Genomic DNA, 24818 nt, shown 5'->3' on the forward strand with positions numbered 1-24818 from the left:
GGGATTGCGCGTTGGCTGACGTTAACGCCTACGGCCGCCCCAGGAGCAGCATGAGCTATCGATCCTGATTGTTTGCTCGTACGGAGGCTTGCTCAGCCGAGCCGAACGGACAGCTCCACGTCCTCGCCGAACGGCGTCGACATGTAGCCCGAGGCCGGTGAGCGCACCCGCTCCAGATAGTCGGGAGAGAAATCGGCATTGTCGGCGATAACCAGTGCGCCGGGCCTCAGCCGGCTCTCGACCAGGTTCAGGATCTCCGGATAGAGCGCCTTGGCACCGTCGAGCAGCAGCAGGTCTATCCGGTCGGGCAGGTCGGCGCTCAGCGTCTCCAGCGCATCGCCCTCGCGGATCTCCACGAGGTCGACGAGGCCGCCTTCCCTAAGGTTGGCCTTGGCCCGCACCACCTTGGACGGCTCGAACTCGGTGGTGATCAGGCGGCCGCCGCCATTGTCCCTGAGCGCCGCGGCAAGGTAGAGGGTCGAGATGCCGAAAGAGGTTCCGAATTCAATGATGACGCGTGCGCCGCTGCCGCGCGCCAGCATGTAAAGCAGCGTGCCGGTCTCAGGCGAAACGGCGAGCCAAAGATCCTTCAGTCTGCCGTAGAAATCGCGATAATCGGTCTTGCTGCGCAGCAGGCGGTCCCGTTCCTCGTGCGAGAATTCCGCCATTGCGGGGCTCGCCGCCGCCTTGGCCTCCTCGAAGAGGCGGGCGAGCAGAGGCGCGAGCGGGGCTTTGGTGAGCGTCGTCATGGGTGTCTCCGGTCGAAAGTTTGTTGCGTCCTTGTGTTGGGCTAGAAATACGAATAATCCTTCAGTTTTCCAATTCGCATTACCGGACCGAGCCATGAGCGGACGCTTAACCCCTTCGATTTCTTCACGAAAACAGCCCAGGCAAGCCCGTGCCACGGAGCTCGTCGAGGCGATCCTGGAAGCTGCTGTTCAGGTTTTGGCACGGGAAGGCGCGCAGCGTTTCACCACCACGCGCGTGGCGGAAAAGGCCGGCGTGAGTGTCGGGTCTCTCTACCAGTATTTCCCCAACAAGGCAGCGCTTCTCTTCCGGCTGCAGAGCGACGAATGGCGCCAGACCACCGATCTGCTGCGTGACATCCTCGAGGACGATCGGCGCGCGCCGCTCGAACGGCTGCGCGCACTGGTCCACGCCTTCATCCGCTCCGAATGCGACGAGGCCGCGGTGCGCGTCGCGCTCAACGACGCCGCACCGCTCTACCGCGACGCGCCCGAGGCACAGCAGGCAAAGGCTTCGGGAGACCGCACCGTCCAGGCCTTCATGCGAGAGGCGCTGCCTGAAGCCGCGGAGCCGACCCGCTCATTGGCGGGCGAACTGATCACCACGACCCTCGCCGCGGTCGGGAAGGATTTTTCGGAAACGCCTCGCACGTCGGCAGAGATTGAAGCCTATGCCGACGCGATGGCCGACATGTTCTGCGCCTATCTCGGAAGCCTGGGCTACGTCGGCGGGGCCGAAATGAAGCAAATCTGATCTTACTCCGCCGCCGACGTCAGCGGCCTGACCCTGGCCATCATCGAGCGCAGCACGGCCGGTTTGAGCGGCTTGTTGATCACCGGGATGTCGAGCCCGGCTGCTGCCGTGCGTACCTCGTTGGAGCGGTCGGCGGTGACCAGCACGGCGGGCAGGTCGTCGCCGTGGATCGCTCGCAGCCTGACGATGGCATCGAGGCCGGTTTCGCCATCGAGGTGATAGTCGGCAAGGACAACGTCCGGGCGGCGGATCGCGATATCCAGGCTCTTTGTGCCGGACACGGTCTCGACGGCACAGCCCCAGCCTTCGAGCAGCAGCCGCATGCCTTCGAGGATGCGGGCGTCGTTGTCGATACAGAGCACGCTCAGCCCGGACAGCGACGCCGCCACGCGGGCCGGCGCCCTGGTTTCGACCTCGCGTCGCGGTTCCTGCACGGCCGCCACCGGCAGGATGACGGAAAAGCGCGTGCCCTTGCCCGGATTGGAGAAAATACGGATCTCAAGCCTCAGCACCCGTGCGATGCGGTCGACGATCGAAAGGCCGAGGCCGAGGCCTTCGGCCTCGCGCGCGCCTTCGTCCAGCCGGGTGAATTCGCGAAACACCGTGTTCAGCTTATCGCCGGCAATGCCGATGCCGGTGTCGATTACCTGGATTTCCGCCAGTTCGCCACGCCGTCGCACGCCAACCAGGATGCGGCCGTGACGCGTGTATTTGATGGCATTGGAAACGAGGTTCTGGATCAGGCGGCGCAACAGGTTGCGATCCGTCACCACCGTCAGCGACGAGGGCATGATCGTCAGTTTGAGTTGCTTTTCCGCGGCAAGCGGCCGGAAATCGTTGCCGATCTGGCGCAGCAGCCCGTCGAGGTTGAAGGCCGTGTCGTCCGGTTTCATGGCGCCGGCATCGAGGCGGGAAATGTCGAGCACGGCGCCCAGAATGGTCTCGACCGATTCCAGCGAGGAGTCGATATTGACCGCTGCCTTGCCGGCCGGGCCCTTGCCGGCTTTTTCGATCAGCGACGAGCAGTAGAGCCTGGCGGCGTTGAGCGGTTGCAGGATGTCGTGGCCTGCCGCGGCGAGGAAGCGCGTCTTGCCCAGATTGGCCTCCTCGGCCAGCATCTGCGCCTGCGCCAGTTCCTCGTTGACCCGGGTCAACTCCTCGTTGACCCTGGTCAGTTCGATGGTGCGGGTCTTCACCCGCTGTTCCAGCGACTCGTTCGCCCGCTTCAGCGCCAGGTCTTGCTCGACGCGGCCGGAAATGTCGGCATAGGTGGCGACGATGCCGCCGTCCGGCATCGGGTTGGAGCGCAGCTCCAGGATCCGGCCGCTGGTCTTCAGTTCCATCTGCCAGGGGCTGACGAAGCTGGTCAGCCGGTTGAGCATCGTCACCCGCTGGTCGGTCGGGATATCGCCGCGTTCCGCCAGATGGCGCAGGATCCGGTCGAGCGAGACGCCGACCTGGCCCATGTCGTCGGGCAGGTCGAACAGCTCGCGGTACTGGCGGTTCCAGCAGATCAGCCGGAAATCCCGGTCGAAGACGGTGATGCCCTGTTCCATCTGGTCGAGCGCGATCTGCAACAGGTCGCGATTGTGTTGCAATGCTTCCGTGGCGTCGTCGAGCAGCCGGAACGCATCCCTGGAGTCGCGGTCGTGGCGGCGAAACAGCAGCGACAGGATCAGCCGCGCCGACGAAGAGCCGACTGCGCTGGCCAAAAGCTGCTCGGAAAAGCGGATGACGTCCATGCTGGCCTGCTCGTTGCCATGCAGGATGACGTTGGTGTTTTTCTCGAAGGACTGGAACGACCGCTCGGTGCGCTGCACACCGAGATAGCGCGCGATGGTGTCCTTCAGGTCGTTGACGGTGACGGCGGTGCGGAAGCGGCGCAGGCTGGGCATCGGCCCGGCTTCGCGCGGCACGAAGATCGACGCCTGGATGCGCTCCAGCGGCACCGCGGCGCGGGACAGCGAGCCCAGCACGAAGAACAGTGCGTTGATCGACAGGCTCCACAGCACGCCGTGGTTCAACGGCTCCGCGACGGTGCCGAACAGCGCCTGCGGCCGCAGCGCTTCGAAGCCGAACAGACCGTGCACCAATATGCCGGTTTCGGGCGCGACGAGCGATGGCAACAGCAGGGTGTAGCCCCAGATCAGGATGCCCGCGACCATGCCGAGGGCCGCGCCCCTGCCATTGGCGCCGCGCCAGATCAGTCCGCCGATCAGTGCCGGCGCGAATTGCGCGATCGCCGCGAACGACATCAGGCCGATCGACGACAGCCGCGCGCTGTCGGTGCTCTCGCGGTAGTAGAGGAAGGCGATGAAAAGCATGATGAAGATCGATGCCCTCCGCACGTTGAGGATGAGCGTCGACCAGTCCTCGTTTTCGGAAGACGTCGTCCTCAGCAGCCGCCGCACGAACAGCGGGATGATGAGGTCGTTGGAGATCATGATCGACAGCGCCACGCTCTCGACGATGACCATGGCGGTTGCCGCCGACAGGCCGCCGATGAAGGCAGCCATGGCCAGGAAATCGTGACCGCTGAACAAGGGCAGCGACAGCACATATAGGTCGCTGCTCGTCTTCGTGCCGACCAGCGACAGGCCGGCGAAGGCGATCGGCAGCACGAACAGGTTGATCGCCACCAGATAGAGCGGAAACACCCATGTCGCGGTGCGCAGTTCCGCCTCGCTGCGGTTCTCGACGATGGTGACGTAGAATTGCCGGGGCAGAAGGATGATGGCGAAGCCGCTCAGGCAGGTCAGCACCAGCCAGGTGGCGAGCGACGTCGAATAGCCCATCGCCTGCCGCACCTGGCCATTTTCGGCCAGCTTGCCGAACATGTCGCCGGGCCCGCCGAAGATCAGGAAAGTGACCATCAGGCCGATCGCCAGAAAGGCGGCAAGCTTGACCACGGTTTCGACCGCCACCGCCAGCACCAGCCCGTCCTGGTGCTCGGTGGCGTCGGCGTGGCGTGTGCCGAACAGCACCGCGAACAGCGCCAGGAGCATGGCGACCACCAGCGAGATGTCGCTGACGAAGGGATCGAACGAGGGTGGCGAGCCGGTGTAGTGCTCGACCATCAGGCTGACGGAACCGGAGATCGCCTTCAGCTGCAGCGCGATATAGGGCACCGCGCCGATGGTCGCGATCAGCGTGGCGATCGCGGCCACGGTGAAGCTCTTGCCGTAGCGCGCGCCGAGGAAGTCGGCGATCGACGTAATCTTCTCTGTCTTGGCCAGCCGCACGAGGCGGTTGAGCAAGGGAAAGCCGAACACGAACACCAGCACCGGGCCGGTGTAGATGCCGAGGAATTCAAGGCCACGTTCGGAAGACAGGCCGACAGAACCGAAGAAGGTCCAGGATGTGCAATAGATAGCCAGGCTGAGCGCGTAGATGAACGGCCGCGCACGGCCGGGCCCGGAGCTGGCCGAGCGGCGGTCGCCAAGGCTGGCGATGGCGAACAGAAGCGTCACATAAGCGATCGCGATGACAACGATGAACAAGCCCTGCACGGCTCGCGCTTCCTCCCCGGCCGGCATGACGCCTGGCCACCGCGCACGCAATCACAGCTTGGAAGCTGAGTCTATCGCGGCGTTCGGCGCATGGACGTCTAATGATGCGGGTAAAAACAAACCGGTGCCTTGGCCCTTTTTCCGGTTTTGCAACCGGAGGTTTTTGCTATTGTCGGCTTGGCCGGCGCTGGAGAACGGTGGTGAGGCGGCAGGCGGGCGGTCATAACGGAGGGTCGAAATGCTGAAAGAATTCCAGGAATTCATTTCCAAGGGCAATGTGATGGACTTGGCCGTCGGCGTCATCATCGGCGCTGCTTTCGGCAGGATCGTCGATTCCCTTGTCAACGACATCATCATGCCGATCGTGGGCGCGATTTTCGGCGGGTTGGACTTCAACAACTACTTCTTCGGATTGTCCTCGAACGTCCACGCGGCCACGTTGGCCGAGGCAAAGAAAGAGGGCGCGGTCTTCGCCTATGGCAGCTTCATCACCGTCGTGCTGAACTTCCTCATCCTCGCATTCATCATCTTCCTTATGGTCAAGGCGGTGAACAACCTGCGCAGGCGCCTGGAGGCCGAAAAGCCCGCGCCTGCCGCCGCGCCGCCGCCTGCCGATGTGCAGCTTCTGACCGAAATCCGCGATCTCCTCGCCAGGAGATAGAGGCATCAGGTTCTTCTGGACCAAAACCCCGGTCGCTCACGGCCGGGGTTTTTTGCTTTCGCCCGTAGTAGAACAGCCGGCATGCTATCCCTATTGGAACGGACCCGCCCATGACCCTGATCCAGAACCTGCGCCCGGAGGCCCTGGCTGCGCCTGAAAGCGGTATCGTCGCCGTCGTCAACTATGGCAGGCTGCGCGACGGCTTGATCCCGCTCTGGGCCGGCGAGGGCGATCTGCCGACGCCGTCCTTCATCACCGATGCCGCGTCGAAGGCGCTGGCCGGGGGCGAGACGTTCTACACCTGGCAGAAGGGCATTCCGGATCTCAGGCAGGCGCTTGCCCGCTATTACCACAGGCATTTCGGCAAACACTTCGCCGAGGACGAATTCATCGTCACCGGCTCGGGCATGCATGCGATCCAGCTTGCGCTCGACGCGCTCGCCGGTGCCGGCGACGAGGTGATCTATCTGTCGCCTGCCTGGCCGAATTTCGACGCCGCCGCCGCCATCGCCGGTGCCGTGCCGGTGCCGGTCACGCTCGATCAATCCGGCAATGGCTGGTCGTGTGATGTCGAGAAGATCGCGGCCGCCATCACGCCCAGGACCAGGGCGCTGTTCATCAACACGCCGTCCAATCCGACCGGCTGGACCGCCGACCATGAGACTTTGCGCGCCATTCTCGATCTCGCCCGGGCAAATGGCCTTTGGATCATCGCCGACGAGATCTATTCGCTGTTCCATTATGGTCAAGGCCGCGCGCCGTCCTTCCTCGACGTCGCGACCGGAGAGGACCGCATCCTGTTCGTCAACAGCTTCTCCAAGAACTGGGCGATGACCGGCTGGCGCGTCGGATGGATCAAGACCCATCCGAGCTTGCAGCAGGTGTTCGAGAACCTCATCCAATATTCGAATTCAGGTGTCGCCCAGTTCATGCAGCGCGGCGCGGTCGCGGCGCTCGATCAAGGCGATGTCTTCGTCGCCGAACAGGTGGAGAGGGCCAGGAAGGCGCGCGATCTGGTCTGCGGCATTCTCGGCGCCACCGACCGCGCTCGATTCACCGTGCCGCAAGGCGCTTTCTACCTGTTCTTCAGGGTCGACGGCATTACGGATTCGCGCAGCGCCGCCTTCGAGATCGTCGACAAGGCCAATGTCGGCCTGGCGCCGGGCACGGCCTTCGGCCCGGGCGGCGAAGCCTTCCTGAGACTGTGCTTCCACCGCCGCCTCGACCAGCTCGAGGAGGCGGCGCACCGGCTTGCGAAGTGGATGACGGCTGTTTGAGAGTTGACGAAGCCCGCATTGAAAGTCGCTCCGGCGCGCCAGATGGCTGCCGGAGTAGAGTTTCAAACGGCTTCAGCCGCCTGACTTGGGCACCAGCAGGGGAATGATCCGGTCGGTCTTGGCCACGGAAGGTCGTCCTGCCGAACCATAGGAAATGCCGAGCGCGTCCCAGGTCTCGACCAGGGCGTCCTGCAGCTCGGCGATCAGCGCATCCGAATGGAACGGCGTCGGCGTGATGCGCAGCCGCTCCGTGCCGCGCGGCACGGTCGGATAGTTGATCGGCTGGATGTAGATGCCGTGCACACCGAGCAGCCGGTCGCTCGCCATCTTGCAAAGCTCGGGGTCGCCAACCAGCACTGGCACGATGTGGGTCGCCGATTCCATCACCGGCAGGCCGGCGGCGGAGAGGATCTGCTTGGTCCGCGTCGCCTGCTGCTGCTGGGCGTCACGCTCGGCCTGCGAGCGCTTGAGATGACGGATCGACGTGGTGGCAGCGGCGGCGATGGCCGGCGGCAGCGCGGTGGTGAAGATGAAGCCCGGCGCATAGGAGCGCACGGCGTCGATGACGGCACTCGTGCCGGTGATGTAGCCGCCAAGCGTGCCGAAAGCCTTGGCGAGCGTGCCCTCGATGATGTCGATGCGGTCGGCAAGCCCTTCCCGCTCGGTGATGCCGCCGCCGCGCGGACCGTACATGCCCACGGCGTGGACCTCGTCGATATAGGTCATGGCGTTATAGCGCTCGGCGAGGTCGACGATCTCTCTGATCGGCGCGATATCGCCATCCATCGAATAGACGCTCTCGAACACGATCAGCTTGGCGCGTTCGCGGCCAGCCGCCTGCAGCAGGCTTTCCAGATGTGCGACATCGTTGTGGCGAAAAATCTTCTTTTCCGCGCCCGAGCGCCGCACGCCTTCGATCATCGAGGCATGGTTGAGCTCATCCGAAATGATCAGGCAGTTGGGCAAAAGCCGCGCGATGGTCGAGATCGAGGCCTCGTTGGAGACAAAACCGGAGGTGAAGACCAGTGCGGCTTCCTTGTCGTGCAGGTCGGCGAGCTCATGCTCGAGTTCGACCAACGGATTGCTGGTGCCGGAGATGTTGCGGGTGCCGCCGGCGCCCGAACCCATGCGGCCCGCCGCGTTCTGGAACGCTGCGATGACATCCGGGTGCTGGCCCATGCCGAGATAGTCGTTGGAGCACCAGACGGTGATTTCCTCTGCGCGGCCATTGGCACGCCAGATGGCGCGCGGAAATTTGCCCGCTATGCGCTCGAGGTCGGCAAAGACGCGGTAGCGTCGTTCCGCATGGAGCTGGTCGATTGCGTCCTCGAAGAACCGCTGATAATTCATGTCGGCTTCCCAGTTTTGCGCTGGATCATAATCATTGCCCGATTGGCCGTCCACCGGCCCGTTTTGGTCAAAATGCCACGCCCCGCACCTGTTCCTAGCGAGGGTGGATCATGGCCTATTTCCTGGCAACATCGGCCTGTAGGGCGCTTTTGTTTCGACATGATGCCATATGCCGGCCAAGTCGGTTACGCAGGGTTTTATTGGTCATAGGGCCGGCTTTCCAGTAGAGCGGTTGTTGAGACAGTTTCCGATAGATCTTGAATGCGAGGACGCGGAATGACGGTTTTGGTGACGGGCGGCGCCGGCTATATCGGCAGCCATATGGTCTGGGAATTGCTGGATGCGGGCGAAAGCGTGGTCGTTCTCGACCGGCTTTCGACCGGTTTCGAATGGGCGGTGGCACCGGAGGCAAAGCTGGTCGTCGGCGACGTCGCCGACAAGGAATTGGTCGGCTCCATCATCCGCGACAACAATGTCGATGCGATCATCCATTTCGCCGGCTCGATCGTTGTTCCCGAATCCGTCGCCGATCCGCTCGGCTACTACGAGAACAACACCTGCAAGACGCGCACGCTGATCGAAACGGCGGTGCGCGAGGGCGTGCCGAACTTCATCTTCTCCTCGACCGCCGCCGTCTATGGCGGCGCCGGGCTGGAACCGGTGCGCGAGGATGCCCGCCTGGCGCCGGAATCGCCCTACGGCCTCTCCAAGCTGATGAGTGAATGGATGCTGCGCGATGCGGCCATAGCGCATGGCCTGCGCTATACGGCGCTGCGGTATTTCAACGTCGCGGGCGCCGATCCCAGGGGGCGCACCGGCCAGTCGACGCCGGGCGCCACGCATCTGATCAAGGTCGCCTGCGAGACGGCGCTCGGCAAGCGGCCGTTCATGCAGGTGTACGGCACCGATTACCCGACGCCGGACGGCACCTGCATGCGCGATTATATCCATGTCAGCGATCTGGCCGCGGCGCATCGCCTGGCCCTTGAGCGGCTGCGCGCCGGGGGCGCGAGCCTCGTCGCCAATTGCGGCTACAGCCACGGCTACTCGGTGCTGGAGGTGATCGAGAGCGTGCGCCGCGCCTTCGGCCATGATTTCGAGGTGAGGACGGGCGAGCGCCGCGCCGGTGACGCCGCCGCGGTGGTTGCCAATTCCGATCTCGCCCGGACGGAACTCGGCTGGACACCGCAGCGCGACGACCTCGATCAGATCGTTGCAGACGCGCTTGCCTGGGAGCGCATCCTGACGGGGAAGAACTCCGCCCGAGGCTGAGCTGGTTTTCCCAAGGGCTCGCAAGCCATTCCGCGAAGCGCTATGGAAGGCGCTGGCGGAGGGCGCGGAAGCGCCGCGCCGTGTCGAGCTTTGGGGGATGGCATGAAGATAACGGTGCTCGGGGCCGGCGTCGTCGGCACGGCGGCCGCCTACTATCTGGCGAGCGATGGCCATGAGGTCACCGTCATCGAGCGTCATCCGGCGCCGGCGCGGGGCACCAGCCAGTCGAATGCGGGGCTGGTGTCGCCCGGCGATGCCACCGCCTGGGCTTCCCCGGCGGCGCTGAAGACCTTCCTGCGCGGGCTCTACAACCACGATCTCGGCATCAAGGTGCGGCTGCGCTTTGATCCTTATTTTCTCGCCTGGAGCCTCCGCTTCCTGCGCCAGTGCACGGTGGCGCGCCTGCGCGCCAACACCGACATCAAGCTGCGGCTCGCGCTCTATTCGCGCGACTGCATCAATGCGCTGTCGGAGGCGACCGGCATCCACTATGACGAGCGCAAGAAGGGCATCCTCTACTTCTTCCGCTCGCAGAAGAGTCTCGACACCGGAACCGACAATTATCGCTATCTTGCCGAGCATGGCTTGCCGATCGAGATTGTCGGTCGCGACCGGCTGGTCGAACTGGAGCCGGGACTTGCCGGGGTGAAGGACAAGATAGCCGGCGGGGTTTATTCGCCCACTGACCAGACCGGCGATTCCAAACTATTTGTCGACAGGCTCGCCGCCTATGCGGCCGAGAAGCTTGGTGTCGAGTTCCGGTTCGGCACCACGGTCGAAGGCTTCGATATCGAAGGCGACAGGGTACGGGCCGTCATCACCTCGTCAGGTCCGGTGGCCGGCGATGCGGTTGTTATCGCAATGGGCCCGGAAAGCGGCCTGCTCGGCCGCCGCTACGGCATCGATCTGCCGGTCTATCCGGTGAAAGGCTATACCGCGACGATTCCCCTGGAGGATGAAAGCAAGGGGCCGACCATGGGCGGCGCCGACGAGGACCGGCTGATCGGCTATTCCAGGCTGGGCAACCGCTTGCGGATGTCCTCGACGGCCGAGTTCACCGGCTTTGACCGAAGCTTCAAGCCCGCTGACTTCAGCACCATCATCAGCACCGGCAAGGATCTTTTCCCGGGCGCGTTCGACGAGAAGAAGGCTGTGTTCTGGGCGGGCTTGCGGCCGATGATGCCCAATTCCGTGCCGGTCATCGGCCGGGCCCGCTACAAAAATCTCTATCTCGACACCGGCCACGGCCATGTCGGCTGGACCATGGCCTGCGGCTCGGGCAAATTCCTCGCCGACCTCGTCGCGGGCCGCAGGCCCGAAATCGATCCGCAAGGGCTGGTCTTTCAAGGCTAGGCAAGCGGATCCGTAGTCAGCTCGGCCTTTCGACTGCTGCACGCCAGCTGCTTGCATAATCCGTCCAGGCGGGGTCGGCCGGCAGTTCTTGTCTCGAGCCCTTGCCATGCGCCTTTGCCTGGTCCGATGCCAGCAACGCGGCGCCGATGCTGGTGCCGGTGGCGGCTTCGGAGGCGACGACGCTTCTGGCGGTCGCCGCCGCCAGCATGCCGACAAACAGCCGGTTACGGGCGAAAGGGCCTTCGACAATGGTCGGGCCGTCGGCGCCGATCAGATCGAGGCAGGTCGCCGTCATCAGCGCCAGATAAAAAGAGATGGCGGCAAAGCGCTGGCCGCTGTTCATGCCGTCGGCGTTGAGCCACGCCGCCGCATGATGCGGGAACGGTCCCGATCCCTGCTGCATCGACGGCAGCAGCAGGGTCCTTTTTGCCAGCACGGCACCGACGTCGTCTTCGGTCCAGTTCTCCGGCTGATCTTCCGTCAATATGGAAAATTCCCTGCCCCCCATGAAGCGCGCCGACGGCACGGGATCGCCCAGCGCGTTGACGTTGACCAGCGTATCGCGCGCCGGGTCGAGCGCGACCGATCTGCCGCCGACCGCCATCGACACCACCCAGGTGCCGGTCGAGACGACGCTGAAAGGCGGCGCGTCCGCGAGAAGATGTGGCAGCAGCGAGGCGTTGGAATCGTGCAGGCCGCAGAACACAGGCGTCTGCGGATCGAGCCCGGTCCGCGCGGCAAGCGCCGGCAGGAGCGGGCCGAGCCGGTCCCTTGCCGGCCGCACCGGCGCCATCAACGCGCGCCAACCGAGGCGGTCGGTCATCGCCGAAAAATCGGCTTTCCACGGGTTCCACAGATCGGTGTGGCAGCCGAGCGAGGTCACCTCGTTGGCGGCGATGCCGGTCAGCCGCAGCGCCCAATATTGCGGATACATCAACATCGCCGTTGCCCTGGCGAATTCCGCCGGAAAGCGCTTCTGCTGCCAGAAGAATTGCGCGCCGAGATTGAGGCCGAGCGGCAGCCGCGGCGTGCCGGTTTCGGCGAACGGCGGACGGATCGCGTCATACTCGGCCGCGAGTTCCTCGGGGCCATCGAATTCGTAGTCGAGCACTGGCAACACCAACTCGCCCGAAGCATCGACCAGCGCGCCGGTGGCGCCATGGGTGGTGATCGAAACGGCGTCGATGCGCCGTTCGCGGTTGAGATCGGCAAGGCTGCCGAGGATGAAGGCCCACAGCGCCTCGACATCGTGATGCGGGTAGGGGGCTTGCCGCACCGGCGCGTTCGCCATTCGGCGCAGCGCGACCTCGCTCAGCGTGGCGAGGTCGACCAGCGCCACCTTGGCGTTGGTCTTGCCGATGTCGATGACGGCGATGTGGCGCGGGGCACTCATGCCATATGGAACACGGTTTCCAGAGGCACGGCCACCGGCTCATTGTCAGGCTTGGTCTCCATGAGGTCGGCCATGTCCGCCCACCAGCGCTGCATCACCGGATGCTTCGGCAGGTCTGCCATGCCATGGTCGTCCCGCCGCCACAGCACCCCGAACAGGATGTTGGTCTCCTCGTCGAGATGGATGGAATAATCGGAGATGCCGGCCTGCTTCAGCAGCGCGACCAGCGACGGCCAGATCTCGTCATGGCGCTTCTTGTATTCCGCCTTCATGCCGGGCTTGAGCCTCATCTTGAACGCGTATTTTTCAGCCATCATCGTCCCCCGCGCAGCCGCCGCCAGAGGATCGGCAGCGCGATGACGATGATCAGCAGCAGGCCGATGAAAATCGACATGACGATGCCGGGCACGTTGAGCAGGCCGAGCCCGAAGGTCACCAGCCCCATGATGAAGGCGGCGAGCACGACGCCGACAATGCTGCCGGCGCCGCCAAGGATACTGACGCCGCCAAGAACCACCATGGTGATGACTTCCAGCTCATAGCCTTGTGCGATCGACGGCCGGGTCGAACCGAGCCGAGAGGTGATCAGCACCGAGGCGATGCCGGACATCAGGCCTGTCAGGCAGAACAGGATGAATTTGATGCGGCCGACACGCACGCCGGAGAACTGCGCCGCCACCGGATTGTTGCCGATGGCGAAGACGCGGCGGCCGAAACTGGTGCGGTGCAGCGCGAACCAGTAGACGACAGCGGCGATGAGGAAGAGCACCAGCTCGAATGACACCACCCACCAGACATAGCCCTGGCCGAAGAAGGCGAAGCTCCCGGGGTAACCCTTGTAGGCCTGGTCGCCGAGGATGATGAAGGCGATGCCGCGAAACAGGCTCATCGTGCCGATGGTCACGACGATCGAGGGCAGGCCAAGCCTCGTGACCAGCAGCCCGTTGAAGGCGCCGCAGCCGAGCCCGACGACGATGCCGATCGCCACCAGCACCGGCGTGCCGGCGCCGGCCTGCACCGCCATGCCCATCATGGTCGAGGCCAGCGCGATGATGGCGGCGACCGAGAGGTCGATCTCGCCCGAAATGATCAGCAGCGCCATGGCGAAGGCGATCAGGCCCTTCTCGGTGAAGTTGAAGGTCAGGTCCGACAGCGAATAAGGGTCGAGGAAATAGGGCGAGGCGAAGCTGTTGATGGCGAAGATGGCGAGCGCCACCACGACCAGCAGCGCCTCCCAGGAAAAGATCGCCGAGCTGAGCGGTTTGTCCAACCGGTCGGGAATGTGGCGCGGGGCAGGGGCGTTGGCGATGTTGGTCATGCCGCTTCCGCCTTTCTCAGGATGACGCGGCCCTGCTGGCGTTCGCCGCGCGCGTTGAGCACCACGGCCAGGATGATGGCGCTGCCCGAAATCGCCATCTGCCAGAAGGGCGAGATGTTGATGACCGGCAGCGCGTTGGAGATGATGCCGAGGAACAGCGCGCCCAACACCGCGCCGCCGACCGAGCCGATGCCGCCCGCGATCGAGATGCCGCCGATGACGCAAGCGGCGATGATGTTGAGCTCATAGCCATTGGCGACCTCGACCGAGGCGATCACGTAACGCGAGATCCAGAGGTAGCCGGCGAGCCCGCCGATCATGCCGGAGATGCAGAAGACGATGAATTTCGTCCGCCCGACATCGATGCCGGCATAGACCGACGCCGTCGGGTTGACACCGATGGCATAGATCGAGCGGCCGAGCGCGGTGCGCGTCATCAGGATGAAGAACAGCGCGATGACCAGGATGGCAATCCAGGACAGCACCGGGATGCCGAGCAAGGCCGCGCGCTGGAAGCCGATGAACTCCGGGCTCATCTTGTCGGCATTGACCCAGGCGCCGCCGGACAGGACGAAGGTGGCGCCGCGATAGATGGTCAGCGTGCCCAATGTCACCACGATCGAGGGGATGTTCAGCCGCCACACCAGAAGGCCGTTGATGGCGCCGAGCACCAGGCCGACGACCAGCGCGATGACGATCAGCAGCGGGATCGGGATCGCCGGGTGAGCGGCGTTGAGCATCGCCACCACCATGCCGGTGAAGCAGAGGTTCGACGCCATCGACAGGTCGATCGACCGGGTCAGGATGACCACCATCTGGCCGAGCGCCAGGATCATCAGGATCGAGGTGTCGTTGAACACCTGGCGCAAATTGCCGGGGTCGACGAAGGCGGGAAAACGCGTCGAGATCAGCCCGATCAGCACGACGATTGCCGCCAGCAGCCAGATTTCGCGGTATTTCAGCAAAGTTTTCATGCCGCAATCCCCGCCGCCGTCCGGACCAGCGTCTCGGCGTCCAGTCCCTTATTGTCGTAGACGGCCGCGACAAGGCCCTCGCGCATGACGACGACGCGGTCGGACATGCCGAGGATTTCGGGCAGCTCCGAAGACACCATGATCACCGACAGGCCTTGCGCCACCAGCTCGGCCATGAAGCCGTGCACGGCGGCCTTGGAGCCGATGTCGATGCCCTTGGTAGGCTCGTCCAGGATGATGACCTTGGGCGTGGTCGCCAGCCATTTGGCGATGACCACCTTCTGCTGGTTGCCGCCCGACAGCGTGCCGACATCCTGGCTGAGCGAGGAGGCCCTGAGGTCGAGCCGCTCGGTGTAGGAGCGGGCGAGCGAAAACTCCTCCGCCAGCCGCAGCACGCCGGATTTGGACGTGCGTGCCAGCGACGGGAGAGAAACATTCTGGAAGATGGGCAGGCCGATCACCACGCCCTGCTTGCCGCGTTCCTCGGGCACGTAGACGATGCCCGCCTCGATCGAATCCGCCGCCGATTTCGGTGCGATCGTTTTGCCGTCCAGCGTGATCGTACCCCCGGAGGTGCGGGTGATCCCTGAAATCGCCTGCATCACCTCGCTGCGGCCGGCGCCGACAAGGCCGTAGAAGCCGAGAATCTCGCCCTTGTGCAGCTCGAAGCCGATGTCGTTGAATTCGGTGGGGTGCGACAGGCCGGAGACCGACAGCACCGGCGCGCCGATCTCGGCCTTGCGCTGTGGAAAGATGTGGTCGACCGCACGGCCGACCATCATGCGCACGATCTGGCTCTGGGCGGCATCCTTGATCAGCCCTTCGCCGACCATCTCGCCGTCGCGGAACACGGTGTAGCGGTCGGCGATGCGGTAGATCTCGTCGAACTTGTGGCTGATGAACAGGATCGCCTTGCCTTCACTCTTGAGGAACTCGATCAGCAAAAAGAGCTCTTCGATCTCCTTCATCGAAAGGGCGGCCGTCGGTTCGTCCATGATGACGATCCGCGCGTCGATCGACATCGCCCGCGCCACGGCGACGAGATGCTTGTTGGCGATGCCGAGGTCCTTCAGCCTTGCATCGGCGTCGATATGGCCGGCATGCATCGTGTCGAGCACTTCGCGCGCATTTCTGCGCATGGTGCGCCAGTCGATGGTGCCGAAGCGGGTGCGCGGCGCGTGCCCGAGAAAGATGTTTTCGGCGACGCTCAGATCGTCGAACAGCACGGTTTCCTGATGGATGGCGGTAACGCCATGGCCGAAGGCGGCATGCGCGCTGGGCAGGGTGACGTCCTGCCCGTCTATGCTGATCATGCCCGCATCGGGCTGGTAGATGCCGGTCATGATCTTGACCAGCGTCGACTTGCCGGCGCCGTTTTCCCCGATCAGCGCCGTCACCTGGCCCGGATAGAGCGACAGGCTGACATTGTGCAGCGCGCGCACGCCGGGAAAGCTCTTCGAGATGCCGGACAGCGTCAGGCGTGGGCTCGGGCTCTCAGCCTGCTCCTCTTTTGTGCCGTGATGGGCTGTCGTGTCCATGGTTGTATCAAGCCCGGTCAAATCTATTCCGTGTTGACTCCCCCTCACCCGACCTCCGCTTCGCTCGGTCGATCTCTCCCCGAGGGGAGAGGAGACTGCCGAGCTTGGCGCCAGGCTCTTCTCCCCACTGGGGAGAAGGTGGCCGCGAAGCGGCCGGATGAGGGGGCAGCGCCGTCAGTCCGAGATCAATAGATCTTGGAGAACTTCTCGATGTTGGTCTTGTCGAACTGGAAGGGCGGAGCCATCGCAGCCGAGTTGGTGTCGTCGAGCGTCACCTTGCCGACGCGGCCGATCGACAGCGTCGCACCGGGCTTGGCCTCTTCCTTCTTCACCGCCAGATCGTGGGCGAGGTAGACGGCGGAGTAACCGAGGTCGATCGGGTTCCACAGCGCAACCGCCTGGCTGGCGCCGTTGTCGATGAACTTCTTGAACTCCGATGGCAGAGCGAGGCCGGTGACGTTGACCTTGCCGATCAGGTTCTCATCGGTGACGACCTGGGCGGCGGCAACGACGCCGACGGTGGTCGGCGCGATGATCGCCTTGAGGTTCGGATAGGACTTCAAGAGGCCCTTGGCTTCGTCGGTGCTCTTGGCCGAATCGTCATCGCCATAGACGGTGGCGACGAGCTTGATCTTGGGGAATTTCTCCGGCAGCACCTTCTTGGCCGCGTCGATCCAGGCGTTCTGGTTGGTCGCGGTCGAGGAGGCCGACAGGATGGCGACGTCTCCGCCCTCCGGCAAATAGTCGGCGGCGAGCTTGATGATGGTCTCGCCGATCAGGCCGGTGTCGGACGGGTTGAGGTGAAGCTGGCGGCCTTCCTTGGCGACGCCCGAATCCCAGGAGATGACGGTGATGCCGCGGTCCATGGCCTTCTTCAGCACCGGCACCAGCGCGTCGGCGTCATTGGCCGAGATGGCGATGGCGTTGACCTTTTGCGCAATCAGCGAATTGACCACTTCGATCTGCGCTTCGGCAGTCGCCTTGGTCGGGCCGGTGTAGATGATGTCGACGTCGCCGAGTTCCTTGGCCGCCTCTTCGGCGCCCTTGTTGGCGGCGTCGAAGAAGCCGTTGCCGAGCGACTTCACCACCAGCGCGATCTTGACGTTCTCGGCATAGGCGGCATTCACGAACATGGCGGCGGAAAAGGCCGCCGTTACCATCAGTTTCTTCAGAAAGCTCATCGAATATTCCTCCCTTGAGCGTTGCATTCCATCGCCGCTGCGGGCGTGAGGGTGTCTCAGGCTTGCAGCGAAGATTCTTCCTTTGCCGACTTGCGGGCGACGATCAGCGTTACCCCTGCTGTCTCCAGCATCTTTGCCTCGCGGTCCTCTATGCCGTCATCGGTGATGACGGTGGCGATGCGTGTGAGGCCGCACAGGATCAGGCTGGAGCGTTTGCGGAATTTCGAGGAATCGACCAGCACCACCAGCTCGTCGGCCTGGTCGATCAGCTTCTGTTCCGCCTGGATCAACAGCGGGTCGCCTTCCATCAGGCCGAGCGGCCCGAGTCCCTGCGCACCCATGAACATGCGGCGCGCGTAGAAATTGCGCGTCACGTCATTGTCGAAGGGCGACAGGATGATGTTCTGCTCGCGGTAGATCGTGCCGCCGGACAGCATCACCGTGTTCTTGGAGTGCTTGAGCAAGCTTTCGGCGATCGGGAAGGAATTGGTGAAGATCGGCATGCGGCGGCCGGTCAGGAAATGCACCATCTGGAAGGTGGTGGTGCCGCCGTTGATGATGATCGGCTCGCCGTCGTTGCAGAGCTCCACCGCTTCCCGCGCTATCGCCCGCTTCTGCGCCGCATTGAGCGTCTCGTTGACGGAAAAAGGCCGGCCGGCAAGGCCGATGAACTGTGGCGGCGTGATTGCCTCGGCGCCGCCGCGCACCCGGCGCAGCCGCTTTTGCACGTGCAGGGCCGCTATATCGCGCCGGATCGTCGCCTCGGACGACTCCGTCAGGTCGACCATTTCCTGCACCGTTACCACAGGCTTTTCCTGGACGGCGGACAGAATGATCCTGTGGCGCTCTTTTTCGTGCATGGTTCCTCCCTGCACGGCCATCTGGCATTAGAAATCGCGCAGTGTCAATCATTTCCGATCATATAATTTCATTGTGCAGTGCAATATGATTGATGTTGATCGTTTGTGATTGACAAGGCGGCGTCTTGCGTAGACATTCCCGACGAAAAGAGGAGCGCACCGTCCGCGCTTCAAGGGAGGATTACCCATGCTCGACAAGCGCTCCGGCTCGCGCCTCGCCAATCTTTGGGATGATGCGAAGGCAAGGGGGATGAGCGATCCCGAGCTTCTGGTCTATCGTTCCAACACGCTCGGCTCCGACAAGCGTGTCACCAATTACGGCGGCGGCAACACATCGTCGAAAATCCGGCAAAAGGATCCGCTTACCGGCCAGGACGTGGAAGTGCTGTGGGTGAAGGGTTCTGGCGGCGACAGCGCTTCGATCAAGCTTGATGGTTTTGCCACGCTCTACATGGACAAATTGCAGGCCCTCAAAGGCCTTTATCGCGGCGTCGAGCATGAAGACGAGATGGTGGGTTACCTGCCCCACTGCACCTTCAATCTCAATCCGCGCGCCGCCTCCATCGACACGCCGCTGCATGCCTACGTGCCGAAGCCCTATGTCGATCACATGCATCCCGACGCCATCATTGCCATCGCGGCCGCCAAGGATTCCAAGGCCCTCACGAAAGAGATCTTCGGCGATGCCATCGGTTGGCTGCCGTGGAAGCGCCCTGGTTTCGAACTCGGCCTGTGGCTGGAGAAATTCTGCCTCGACCATCCCGCCGCCAAGGGCGTTATCCTGGAAAGCCACGGCCTGTTCACCTGGGGCGACAGCCCGAAGGAATGCTACGAAACGACGATCTCGGTGATCAACCAGGCGATCGAATGGTTCGAGCGGCGCTCCGAGGGCGTCGCCATTTTCGGTGGCGAAGCGGTCAAGTCGCTCGACGCCGCCGAACGCCGCGCCATCGCCGCGAAGCTGATGCCGAAAATCCGCGGCCTGATCTCGGAAAAGAGCCACAAGCTCGGCCATTTCGACGATTCCGCCGCCGTGCTCGAATTCGTCAACTCCAGGGATCTGCGCCCGCTGGCGGCACTCGGCACCTCATGCCCCGATCATTTCCTGCGCACCAAGATCCGCCCGCTGGTCATCGAGTTCGATCCGGCGAAGCCCGATGTCGATGCGGTGATTGCGCGCCTGGCCGACGATATCGCCGAATACCGGGTCGGCTATCAGGCCTATTACGACAGCTGCAAGCATCCGGACTCTCCCGCCATCCGCGACCCCAATGCCGTGGTCTATCTGATGCCCGGCGTCGGCATGTTCACCTTCGCCGGCGACAAGGCGACCGCGCGCATTTCAGGTGAGTTCTACGTCAACGCCATCAACGTCATGCGCGGCGCCTCCACCGTCTCCTCCTATGTCGGCCTGCCTGCCCAGGAAGCCTTCGACATCGAATACTGGCTGCTCGAGGATCTGAAGTTGCAGCGCATGCCGAAGCCGAAGTCGTTGGCGGGCCAGATCGCGCTCGTCACCGGCGGCGCGGGCGGCATCGGCCGCGCGACGGCGAGCCGGCTGCTGCGCGAAGGCGCCTGCGTGGTGCTAGCCGACATCGACGAGACAGCACTTGCCAGCGCGAACGAAGAGTTGGCGAAAGCCCATGGCAAGGATTTCGTCCGCCCGGTGGTGATCAACGTCACCTCGGAAGACCAGGTCGTTTCGGGCTTTGCCGAGACAGCGGTTGAGTTCGGCGGCATCGACATTCTGGTCTCCAATGCCGGTCTCGCCTCCTCGGCGCCGATCGAGGACACGACGCTGGCGCTGTGGAACAAGAACATGGACATCCTGTCGACGGGCTATTTCCTGGTCTCGCGGGAAGCCTTCCGGATGTTCAGGGTGCAGAAGATCGGCGGCAACGTCGTCTTCGTCGCCTCCAAGAACGGCCTTGCCGCCTCGCCAAACGCTGCCGCCTATTGCACCGCCAAGGCAGCCGAGATCCATCTCGCCCGTTGTCTGGCGCTGGAGGGCGCGGAGGCGCAGATCAGGGTCAACGTCGTCAATCCGGACGCCGTACTGCGCGGCTCGAAAATCTGGACCGGCGAGTGGAAGGAACAGCGCGCCGCCGCCTACAAGATGTCGACCGACGACCTCGAGGAACATTACCGCTCGCGCTCGATGCTGAAGCGCTCGGTGTTTCCCGAAGACATCGCCGAAGCGATCTACTTCTTCGCTTCCGACATGTCGGCCAAATCGACCGGCAACATCATCAACGTCGACGCCGGCAACGCGCAGAGCTTTACGCGATAAGCGACGGTCTTTGAGGGGCGCGCCGCCCCTCATCCGCCTGCCGGCACCTTCTCCCCGTATAGTGACGGAGAGAAGGGATGCGCTCCAACGCCGGTGATCCCCTCTCCTCGTTCTTCACGGGGAGAGGGTAAGGGTGAGGGGCAGCGCCGACCGAACATATCTGGGAGGAACAACAGTGTCCGAAACCATCATCTCCGCCGACGTCGTCGACAAGGACAATGCCGCGCGCAAGGCCAATCTGGACCGCGACTACGCCTCGCTCGGCGAGCGGCTCGACCGTCGCGGCATCGCCATCGACGTCATCCGCGACAAGGTCGAGAAATTCGCCGTCGCCATCCCCTCCTGGGGAGTCGGTACCGGCGGCACGCGCTTTGCCCGTTTCCCCGGCGCCGGCGAACCGCGCGACATCTTCGACAAGATCGAGGATTGCGCCGTCATCAAGCAATTGACGCAGGCGACACCGACCGTCTCGCTGCACATTCCCTGGGACAAGGCCGACCCGAACCGGCTGAAGCAGGCGGCCTCGCGTTTCGGCCTCGGCTTCGACGCCATGAACTCCAACACCTTCTCCGACGCCAGGGCCCAGACGCTGTCCTACAAATTCGGTTCGCTGTCGCATGCCGATGCCGGCACCCGCCGCCAGGCGGTGGAGCACAATCTCGAATGCATTGAGATCGGCAAGACGCTTGGATCGAAGGCGCTTACCGTGTGGATCGGCGATGGCTCGAATTTTCCGGGCCAGGTCAATTTCGCCAAGGCGTTCGAGCGCTACCTCGACGCCATGAAGGAGGTCTATGCCGGACTGCCCGCCGACTGGAAGCTGTTCACCGAGCATAAGATGTACGAGCCGGCCTTCTATTCCACCGTCGTCCAAGACTGGGGCACCAACTACATCATATCAAGGGAATTGGGCGACAAGGCCTTCTGCCTGGTCGACCTCGGCCACCACGCGCCCAACGTCAACATCGAGATGATCGTGTCGCGGCTGATCCAGTTCAGGAAACTGGGCGGCTTCCATTTCAACGATTCGAAATATGGCGACGACGACCTCGATGCCGGCTCGATCGACCCCTACCGGCTGTTCCTGGTCTTCAACGAACTGGTCGATGCCGAACTGGCCGGCGCCGAAGGGTTCGATCCGGCGCATATGCTCGACCAGAGCCACAACGTCACCGATCCCATCGAGAGCTTGATGCTGTCCGCCGTCGAGGTGCAACGCGCCTACGCGCAGGCGCTGCTGGTCGACCGCAAGGCGCTGGAAGGTTTTCAGGAGGCCAATGATGCGCTTATGGCGACGCAGACGCTGAAGGCGGCCTACCGCACCGACGTGGAGCCGATCCTGGCCATGGCGCGGCTGAACGCCGGCGGCGCCATCGACCCGGTCGCCGCCTACCGGGCGGCAGGCTACCGCGCCAAGGTCGCGGCGGAACGCCCGGCGGTTGCCGGCGGCAGCGGTGGGATCGTGTAGACCTTGCTCAGGCTCTCCGTCGATAAGACGGGGGGTGTGAAACCTTTACTATTGGCTGGACTCACCCGCCCTAACGGGTTTTCCTAGGCGTCCTCGCCAGGAGCCCCGCCATGCATATCACTCGCCGCACGCTGATCGCCGTCAGCCTCTCCTTCACGATCGCTTTCACGCCATGGGCGGCCGCCATCGCCGCCTCGCCAGCGCCTGCCAAGGGCGAGAACGGCATGGTTGTCACCGCGCAGCATCTGGCGTCGGAGGTGGGCGTCGAAGTCCTGAAGAAGGGCGGCAACGCCGTCGATGCGGCGGTCGCTGTCGGCTATGCGCTCGCCGTCGTCTATCCAAATGCCGGCAATATCGGCGGCGGCGGCTTCATGACCGTCCGCTTCAAGGACGGCAGGTCGACCTTCCTCGATTTCCGCGAGCGTGCGCCGCTGGCGGCGACCAAGACGATGTATCTCGACAAGGACGGCAACCCAGTGAAGGGTGCCAGCCTCGATGGCTACCTCGCCGTCGGCGTGCCGGGTTCGGTGGCCGGCTTCGAAATGGCGCGCGAAAAATACGGCACCTTGTCCCGGCAGGACCTGATGGCGCCGGCCATTCGCTATGCCAAGGACGGGTTCATCCTCAACCAGGGCGACGCCGCGTCTTTTGCCGGGAACGCCGACAGGTTGGCGAAGGACCCCGCAGCGGCCGCCATCTTCCTGAAACCCGACGGCAAGCCTTATGGCATCGGCGAGCGGCTCGTCCAGCCAGATCTTGCCGCTTCGCTCTCGGCGATTTCCGAGAGAGGCCCCGACGCCTTCTATAAGGGCGCCATCGCCGATGCCATCGTCAAGGCGAGCGGCGCCAAGGGCGGCATCCTGGCCAAGGGTGATTTCGAGCAATATGCGGTGCGCGAACTAAAACCCGTGACCTGCTCCTATCGCGGCTACGAGATCATCTCCTCGCCGCCGCCGAGCTCCGGCGGCGTCATCATCTGCGAAATCCTCAACGTGCTGGAAGGTTATCCGCTCTCCTATCTCGGCGCCGGTTCGGCAGAGACCGTGCATGTCATGGTCGAGGCGATGCGCCACGCCTATGTCGATCGCAACTCGGCGCTCGGCGATCCCGATTTCGTCGACAATCCGGTCTCGAAACTGCTGGACAAGGCCTACGCCAAGGACATCCGCGACAAGATCGATCCGTTCCGGGCCGGCGTCTCTCAGGACCTGATGCCGAAGGGGTTCGGCGAGAGCAAGGAGACGACCCACTATTCGATCGTCGATAAGGACGGCAACGCGGTCGCGGTCACCTACACACTCAACGGCTCGTTTGGCGCCGGCGTGGTCGCCGACGGCACCGGTATCCTGCTCAACAACGAGATGGACGATTTCACCCAGAAGCCCGGCGTGCCCAACCTCTACGGCCTGGTCCAGGGCGAGGCCAACGCCATCCAGCCGAAGAAGACGCCGCTGTCGTCGATGAGCCCGACCGTGGTGGCCAAGGACGGCAAGCCGTTCATGGTCATCGGCAGCCCCGGCGGCTCGCGCATCATCACCATCACGCTGGAAGCCATCGTCAACGTCATCGACCACGGCATGAACATCCAGGAGGCGATCGACGCGCCGCGCATCCATCACCAATGGCTGCCCGACACGGTCTATATCGAGCCGTTCGGACTCTCGCCCGACACCGAAAGGCTGCTGGCCGGCATGGGTTATCATCTCGACATCGGCGACAAGACCTGGGGCCAGGCGGCCGGCATCCTGGTCGGCGGCAAGAGCCTGGCGGAAATCGAGAAGGGGGGTGGCGCCCGTTACAACGGCGCCATCGACAGCCGCGCCGCCTCCGGCGAGGCGCTCGGCTATTGACTGGCGCACTCCGAAGGCGCGTGAACCCGCGTCCGCAATCGCGTCGAAGACGAAAAGACAGGGCGGTTTAGTTTCCGTGAAACGACCGCCCTGATTGGCGATCAAGCCGTCACGAAATCAGCGTGACGGTGGATGCGATCAGCATCAGGGCCGCGATGCCGACGAACAGTGCGTAGATGCGCGGCCGGTCGAGCAGAAGCGCGTTTCCCGATATCCAGGCAGATGTGGCGCCGCCGAGCGCGAACAGGAAACCGTTGCGGTGGCCGAAGGTCATCGACGCGGCCATCAGCCCGCCTATGATCAGGGCGCCGAACACGATTATGACGGCGACCGCGTATCTCTCGAAGTCGTTACCGCTGCCCATTGCCGGACCGATCGCATTCAAATTCGGCAGGTCATCCGGATCGAAGGGGCTGGTCGACCCGTATTCGTCTTGACCGATGGATTCTCGCATCACTCGTTCTCCGCTGACCGGCAACAAACCATCAACACATGCCGAGCGCAACCCGATCGCGTGTTTCTCCCTGCGTGTTGACCGCGATATCAAACCGTTCCGGCTGGGCGCGCCAACCGTTTTGGCGGGTTCGGATCATCGCCGCAACTCCAGCGGTGTCTGCCCGAATGGCAACGGTCCGCCCACCTGTTTTTAAATATGGGCGCTTCTTCTGGAAAAAACATGATGGCGGAGTTGATTCGGCTTCGGCAGAAGCATTTTTACGCGACCGGAGCCGCGGCGCCAGGCGCGGCCGCTTAAAATGTTCAGCTCCAGGGGTCCGCTTGATGTTGAGCCAGGTGTGTTCCGCACTTGGGGCGAGCGTCATGCTGGCGCTCGCGGGCTCATGATGAACCAAGCTCGACGAAAGCGGTCCGGGGCTGATCGCGTGGACAAAGCCCGGCTCGGGGTCGAATTTCGGCGACGGCCTGCGATCTCCTAAACTGGTATCAGGGCGGCGATGCGATGGATGCTGATCTCCTTGCGTGCCTTGGACGCCTCGTTGGTCAGCCCCATGTCGAACCTCTGTAC

Annotated in this window: 20 protein-coding genes; 8 read left to right on the forward strand and 12 right to left on the reverse strand. The window is 63.7% G+C overall.

Annotation, left to right across the window (positions count from 1 at the left end; genetic code table 11):
• Window positions 1-92: 92 nt before the first annotated feature.
• Window positions 93-749, reverse strand: coding sequence for an O-methyltransferase (locus LB551_RS20870; protein ID WP_224660315.1), 657 nt, complete (start codon window positions 747-749; stop codon window positions 93-95).
• A 94-nt stretch (window positions 750-843) separates the two neighbouring features.
• On the opposite strand from LB551_RS20870, the gene LB551_RS20875 reads away from it, so the two are divergent.
• Window positions 844-1500 carry a TetR family transcriptional regulator gene (locus LB551_RS20875; protein ID WP_140552748.1) on the forward strand — a complete coding sequence of 219 codons (657 nt, stop codon included), beginning with the start codon at window positions 844-846 and terminating at the stop codon, window positions 1498-1500.
• A gap of 2 nt (window positions 1501-1502) precedes the next feature.
• Here LB551_RS20875 and LB551_RS20880 read toward each other — a convergent pair whose 3' ends face one another.
• A complete protein-coding gene (locus tag LB551_RS20880; RefSeq protein WP_224660316.1) occupies window positions 1503-5009 on the reverse strand; it encodes a NahK/ErcS family hybrid sensor histidine kinase/response regulator in 3507 nt (1168 codons plus the stop codon).
• A gap of 238 nt (window positions 5010-5247) precedes the next feature.
• On the opposite strand from LB551_RS20880, the gene mscL reads away from it, so the two are divergent.
• Both mscL and LB551_RS20890 read left to right on the forward strand, forming a co-directional pair.
• The gene (gene mscL, locus LB551_RS20885) at window positions 5248-5670 is read left to right on the forward strand and encodes a large conductance mechanosensitive channel protein MscL (protein WP_140552746.1); all 423 of its coding nucleotides are present in this window, start codon (window positions 5248-5250) and stop codon (window positions 5668-5670) included.
• Between the two features lie 110 nt (window positions 5671-5780).
• The gene (locus LB551_RS20890) at window positions 5781-6947 is read left to right on the forward strand and encodes a pyridoxal phosphate-dependent aminotransferase (RefSeq protein WP_224660317.1); all 1167 of its coding nucleotides are present in this window, start codon (window positions 5781-5783) and stop codon (window positions 6945-6947) included.
• 72 nt (window positions 6948-7019) lie between these two features.
• Here LB551_RS20890 and hemA read toward each other — a convergent pair whose 3' ends face one another.
• The gene (gene hemA / locus LB551_RS20895; RefSeq protein WP_140513285.1) at window positions 7020-8297 is read right to left on the reverse strand and encodes a 5-aminolevulinate synthase; all 1278 of its coding nucleotides are present in this window, start codon (window positions 8295-8297) and stop codon (window positions 7020-7022) included.
• 276 nt (window positions 8298-8573) lie between these two features.
• On the opposite strand from hemA, the gene galE reads away from it, so the two are divergent.
• Both galE and LB551_RS20905 read left to right on the forward strand, forming a co-directional pair.
• Window positions 8574-9569, forward strand: coding sequence for a UDP-glucose 4-epimerase GalE (gene galE / locus LB551_RS20900; protein WP_224625012.1), 996 nt, complete (start codon window positions 8574-8576; stop codon window positions 9567-9569).
• Between the two features lie 102 nt (window positions 9570-9671).
• Window positions 9672-10922: a D-amino acid dehydrogenase gene (locus LB551_RS20905; protein ID WP_224660318.1), complete on the forward strand. Its 1251-nt coding sequence runs from the start codon at window positions 9672-9674 to the stop codon at window positions 10920-10922.
• A gap of 16 nt (window positions 10923-10938) precedes the next feature.
• On the opposite strand, the gene LB551_RS20910 is transcribed toward LB551_RS20905, so the two are convergent.
• The 7 genes from LB551_RS20910 to LB551_RS20940 form a co-directional block, all read right to left on the reverse strand.
• A complete protein-coding gene (locus LB551_RS20910; RefSeq protein ID WP_224660319.1) occupies window positions 10939-12315 on the reverse strand; it encodes an FGGY-family carbohydrate kinase in 1377 nt (458 codons plus the stop codon).
• On the reverse strand, window positions 12312-12629 hold the full coding sequence (rhaM, locus tag LB551_RS20915) for an L-rhamnose mutarotase (RefSeq protein WP_224625015.1): 318 nt from the start codon (window positions 12627-12629) through the stop codon (window positions 12312-12314). Before rhaM ends, LB551_RS20910 begins: the two co-directional genes overlap by 4 nt.
• Window positions 12629-13624, reverse strand: coding sequence for an ABC transporter permease (locus LB551_RS20920; RefSeq protein WP_224660341.1), 996 nt, complete (start codon window positions 13622-13624; stop codon window positions 12629-12631). The genes rhaM and LB551_RS20920 overlap by 1 nt, the downstream gene beginning before the upstream one ends.
• A gap of 5 nt (window positions 13625-13629) precedes the next feature.
• The gene (locus LB551_RS20925) at window positions 13630-14607 is read right to left on the reverse strand and encodes an ABC transporter permease (protein WP_224660320.1); all 978 of its coding nucleotides are present in this window, start codon (window positions 14605-14607) and stop codon (window positions 13630-13632) included.
• Window positions 14604-16145: a sugar ABC transporter ATP-binding protein gene (locus tag LB551_RS20930; protein WP_224660321.1), complete on the reverse strand. Its 1542-nt coding sequence runs from the start codon at window positions 16143-16145 to the stop codon at window positions 14604-14606. The genes LB551_RS20925 and LB551_RS20930 overlap by 4 nt, the downstream gene beginning before the upstream one ends.
• A 185-nt stretch (window positions 16146-16330) precedes the next feature.
• Complete coding sequence (gene rhaS, locus LB551_RS20935) at window positions 16331-17326, reverse strand: rhamnose ABC transporter substrate-binding protein (protein WP_224660322.1); 996 nt, start codon at window positions 17324-17326, stop codon at window positions 16331-16333.
• Window positions 17327-17382: 56 nt separating this feature from the next.
• The gene (locus tag LB551_RS20940; RefSeq protein WP_224660323.1) at window positions 17383-18186 is read right to left on the reverse strand and encodes a DeoR/GlpR family DNA-binding transcription regulator; all 804 of its coding nucleotides are present in this window, start codon (window positions 18184-18186) and stop codon (window positions 17383-17385) included.
• A 187-nt stretch (window positions 18187-18373) separates the two neighbouring features.
• Here LB551_RS20940 and LB551_RS20945 point away from each other — a divergent pair, with 187 nt between their 5' ends.
• The 3 genes from LB551_RS20945 (at window position 18374) to ggt (ending at window position 23794) form a co-directional block, all read left to right on the forward strand.
• A complete protein-coding gene (locus LB551_RS20945; protein WP_224660324.1) occupies window positions 18374-20476 on the forward strand; it encodes a bifunctional rhamnulose-1-phosphate aldolase/short-chain dehydrogenase in 2103 nt (700 codons plus the stop codon).
• A gap of 175 nt (window positions 20477-20651) precedes the next feature.
• Window positions 20652-21944, forward strand: coding sequence for an L-rhamnose catabolism isomerase (gene rhaI, locus LB551_RS20950; RefSeq protein ID WP_224660325.1), 1293 nt, complete (start codon window positions 20652-20654; stop codon window positions 21942-21944).
• A 110-nt stretch (window positions 21945-22054) separates the two neighbouring features.
• The gene (gene ggt / locus LB551_RS20955) at window positions 22055-23794 is read left to right on the forward strand and encodes a gamma-glutamyltransferase (protein WP_224660326.1); all 1740 of its coding nucleotides are present in this window, start codon (window positions 22055-22057) and stop codon (window positions 23792-23794) included.
• A gap of 109 nt (window positions 23795-23903) precedes the next feature.
• Here the strand turns inward: ggt and LB551_RS20960 are convergent, their stop codons facing one another.
• Together LB551_RS20960 and LB551_RS20965 are read right to left on the reverse strand one after the other, a co-directional pair.
• A complete protein-coding gene (locus LB551_RS20960; protein WP_140496551.1) occupies window positions 23904-24248 on the reverse strand; it encodes a hypothetical protein in 345 nt (114 codons plus the stop codon).
• 31 nt (window positions 24249-24279) lie between these two features.
• Window positions 24280-24615, reverse strand: a complete 336-nt coding sequence (locus LB551_RS20965) for a hypothetical protein (protein WP_224660327.1) — start codon at window positions 24613-24615, stop codon at window positions 24280-24282.
• Window positions 24616-24818 lie beyond the last annotated feature (203 nt).

The organism is Mesorhizobium sp. BR1-1-2, assembly GCF_020165435.1.
Lineage (GTDB): Bacteria > Pseudomonadota > Alphaproteobacteria > Rhizobiales > Rhizobiaceae > Mesorhizobium.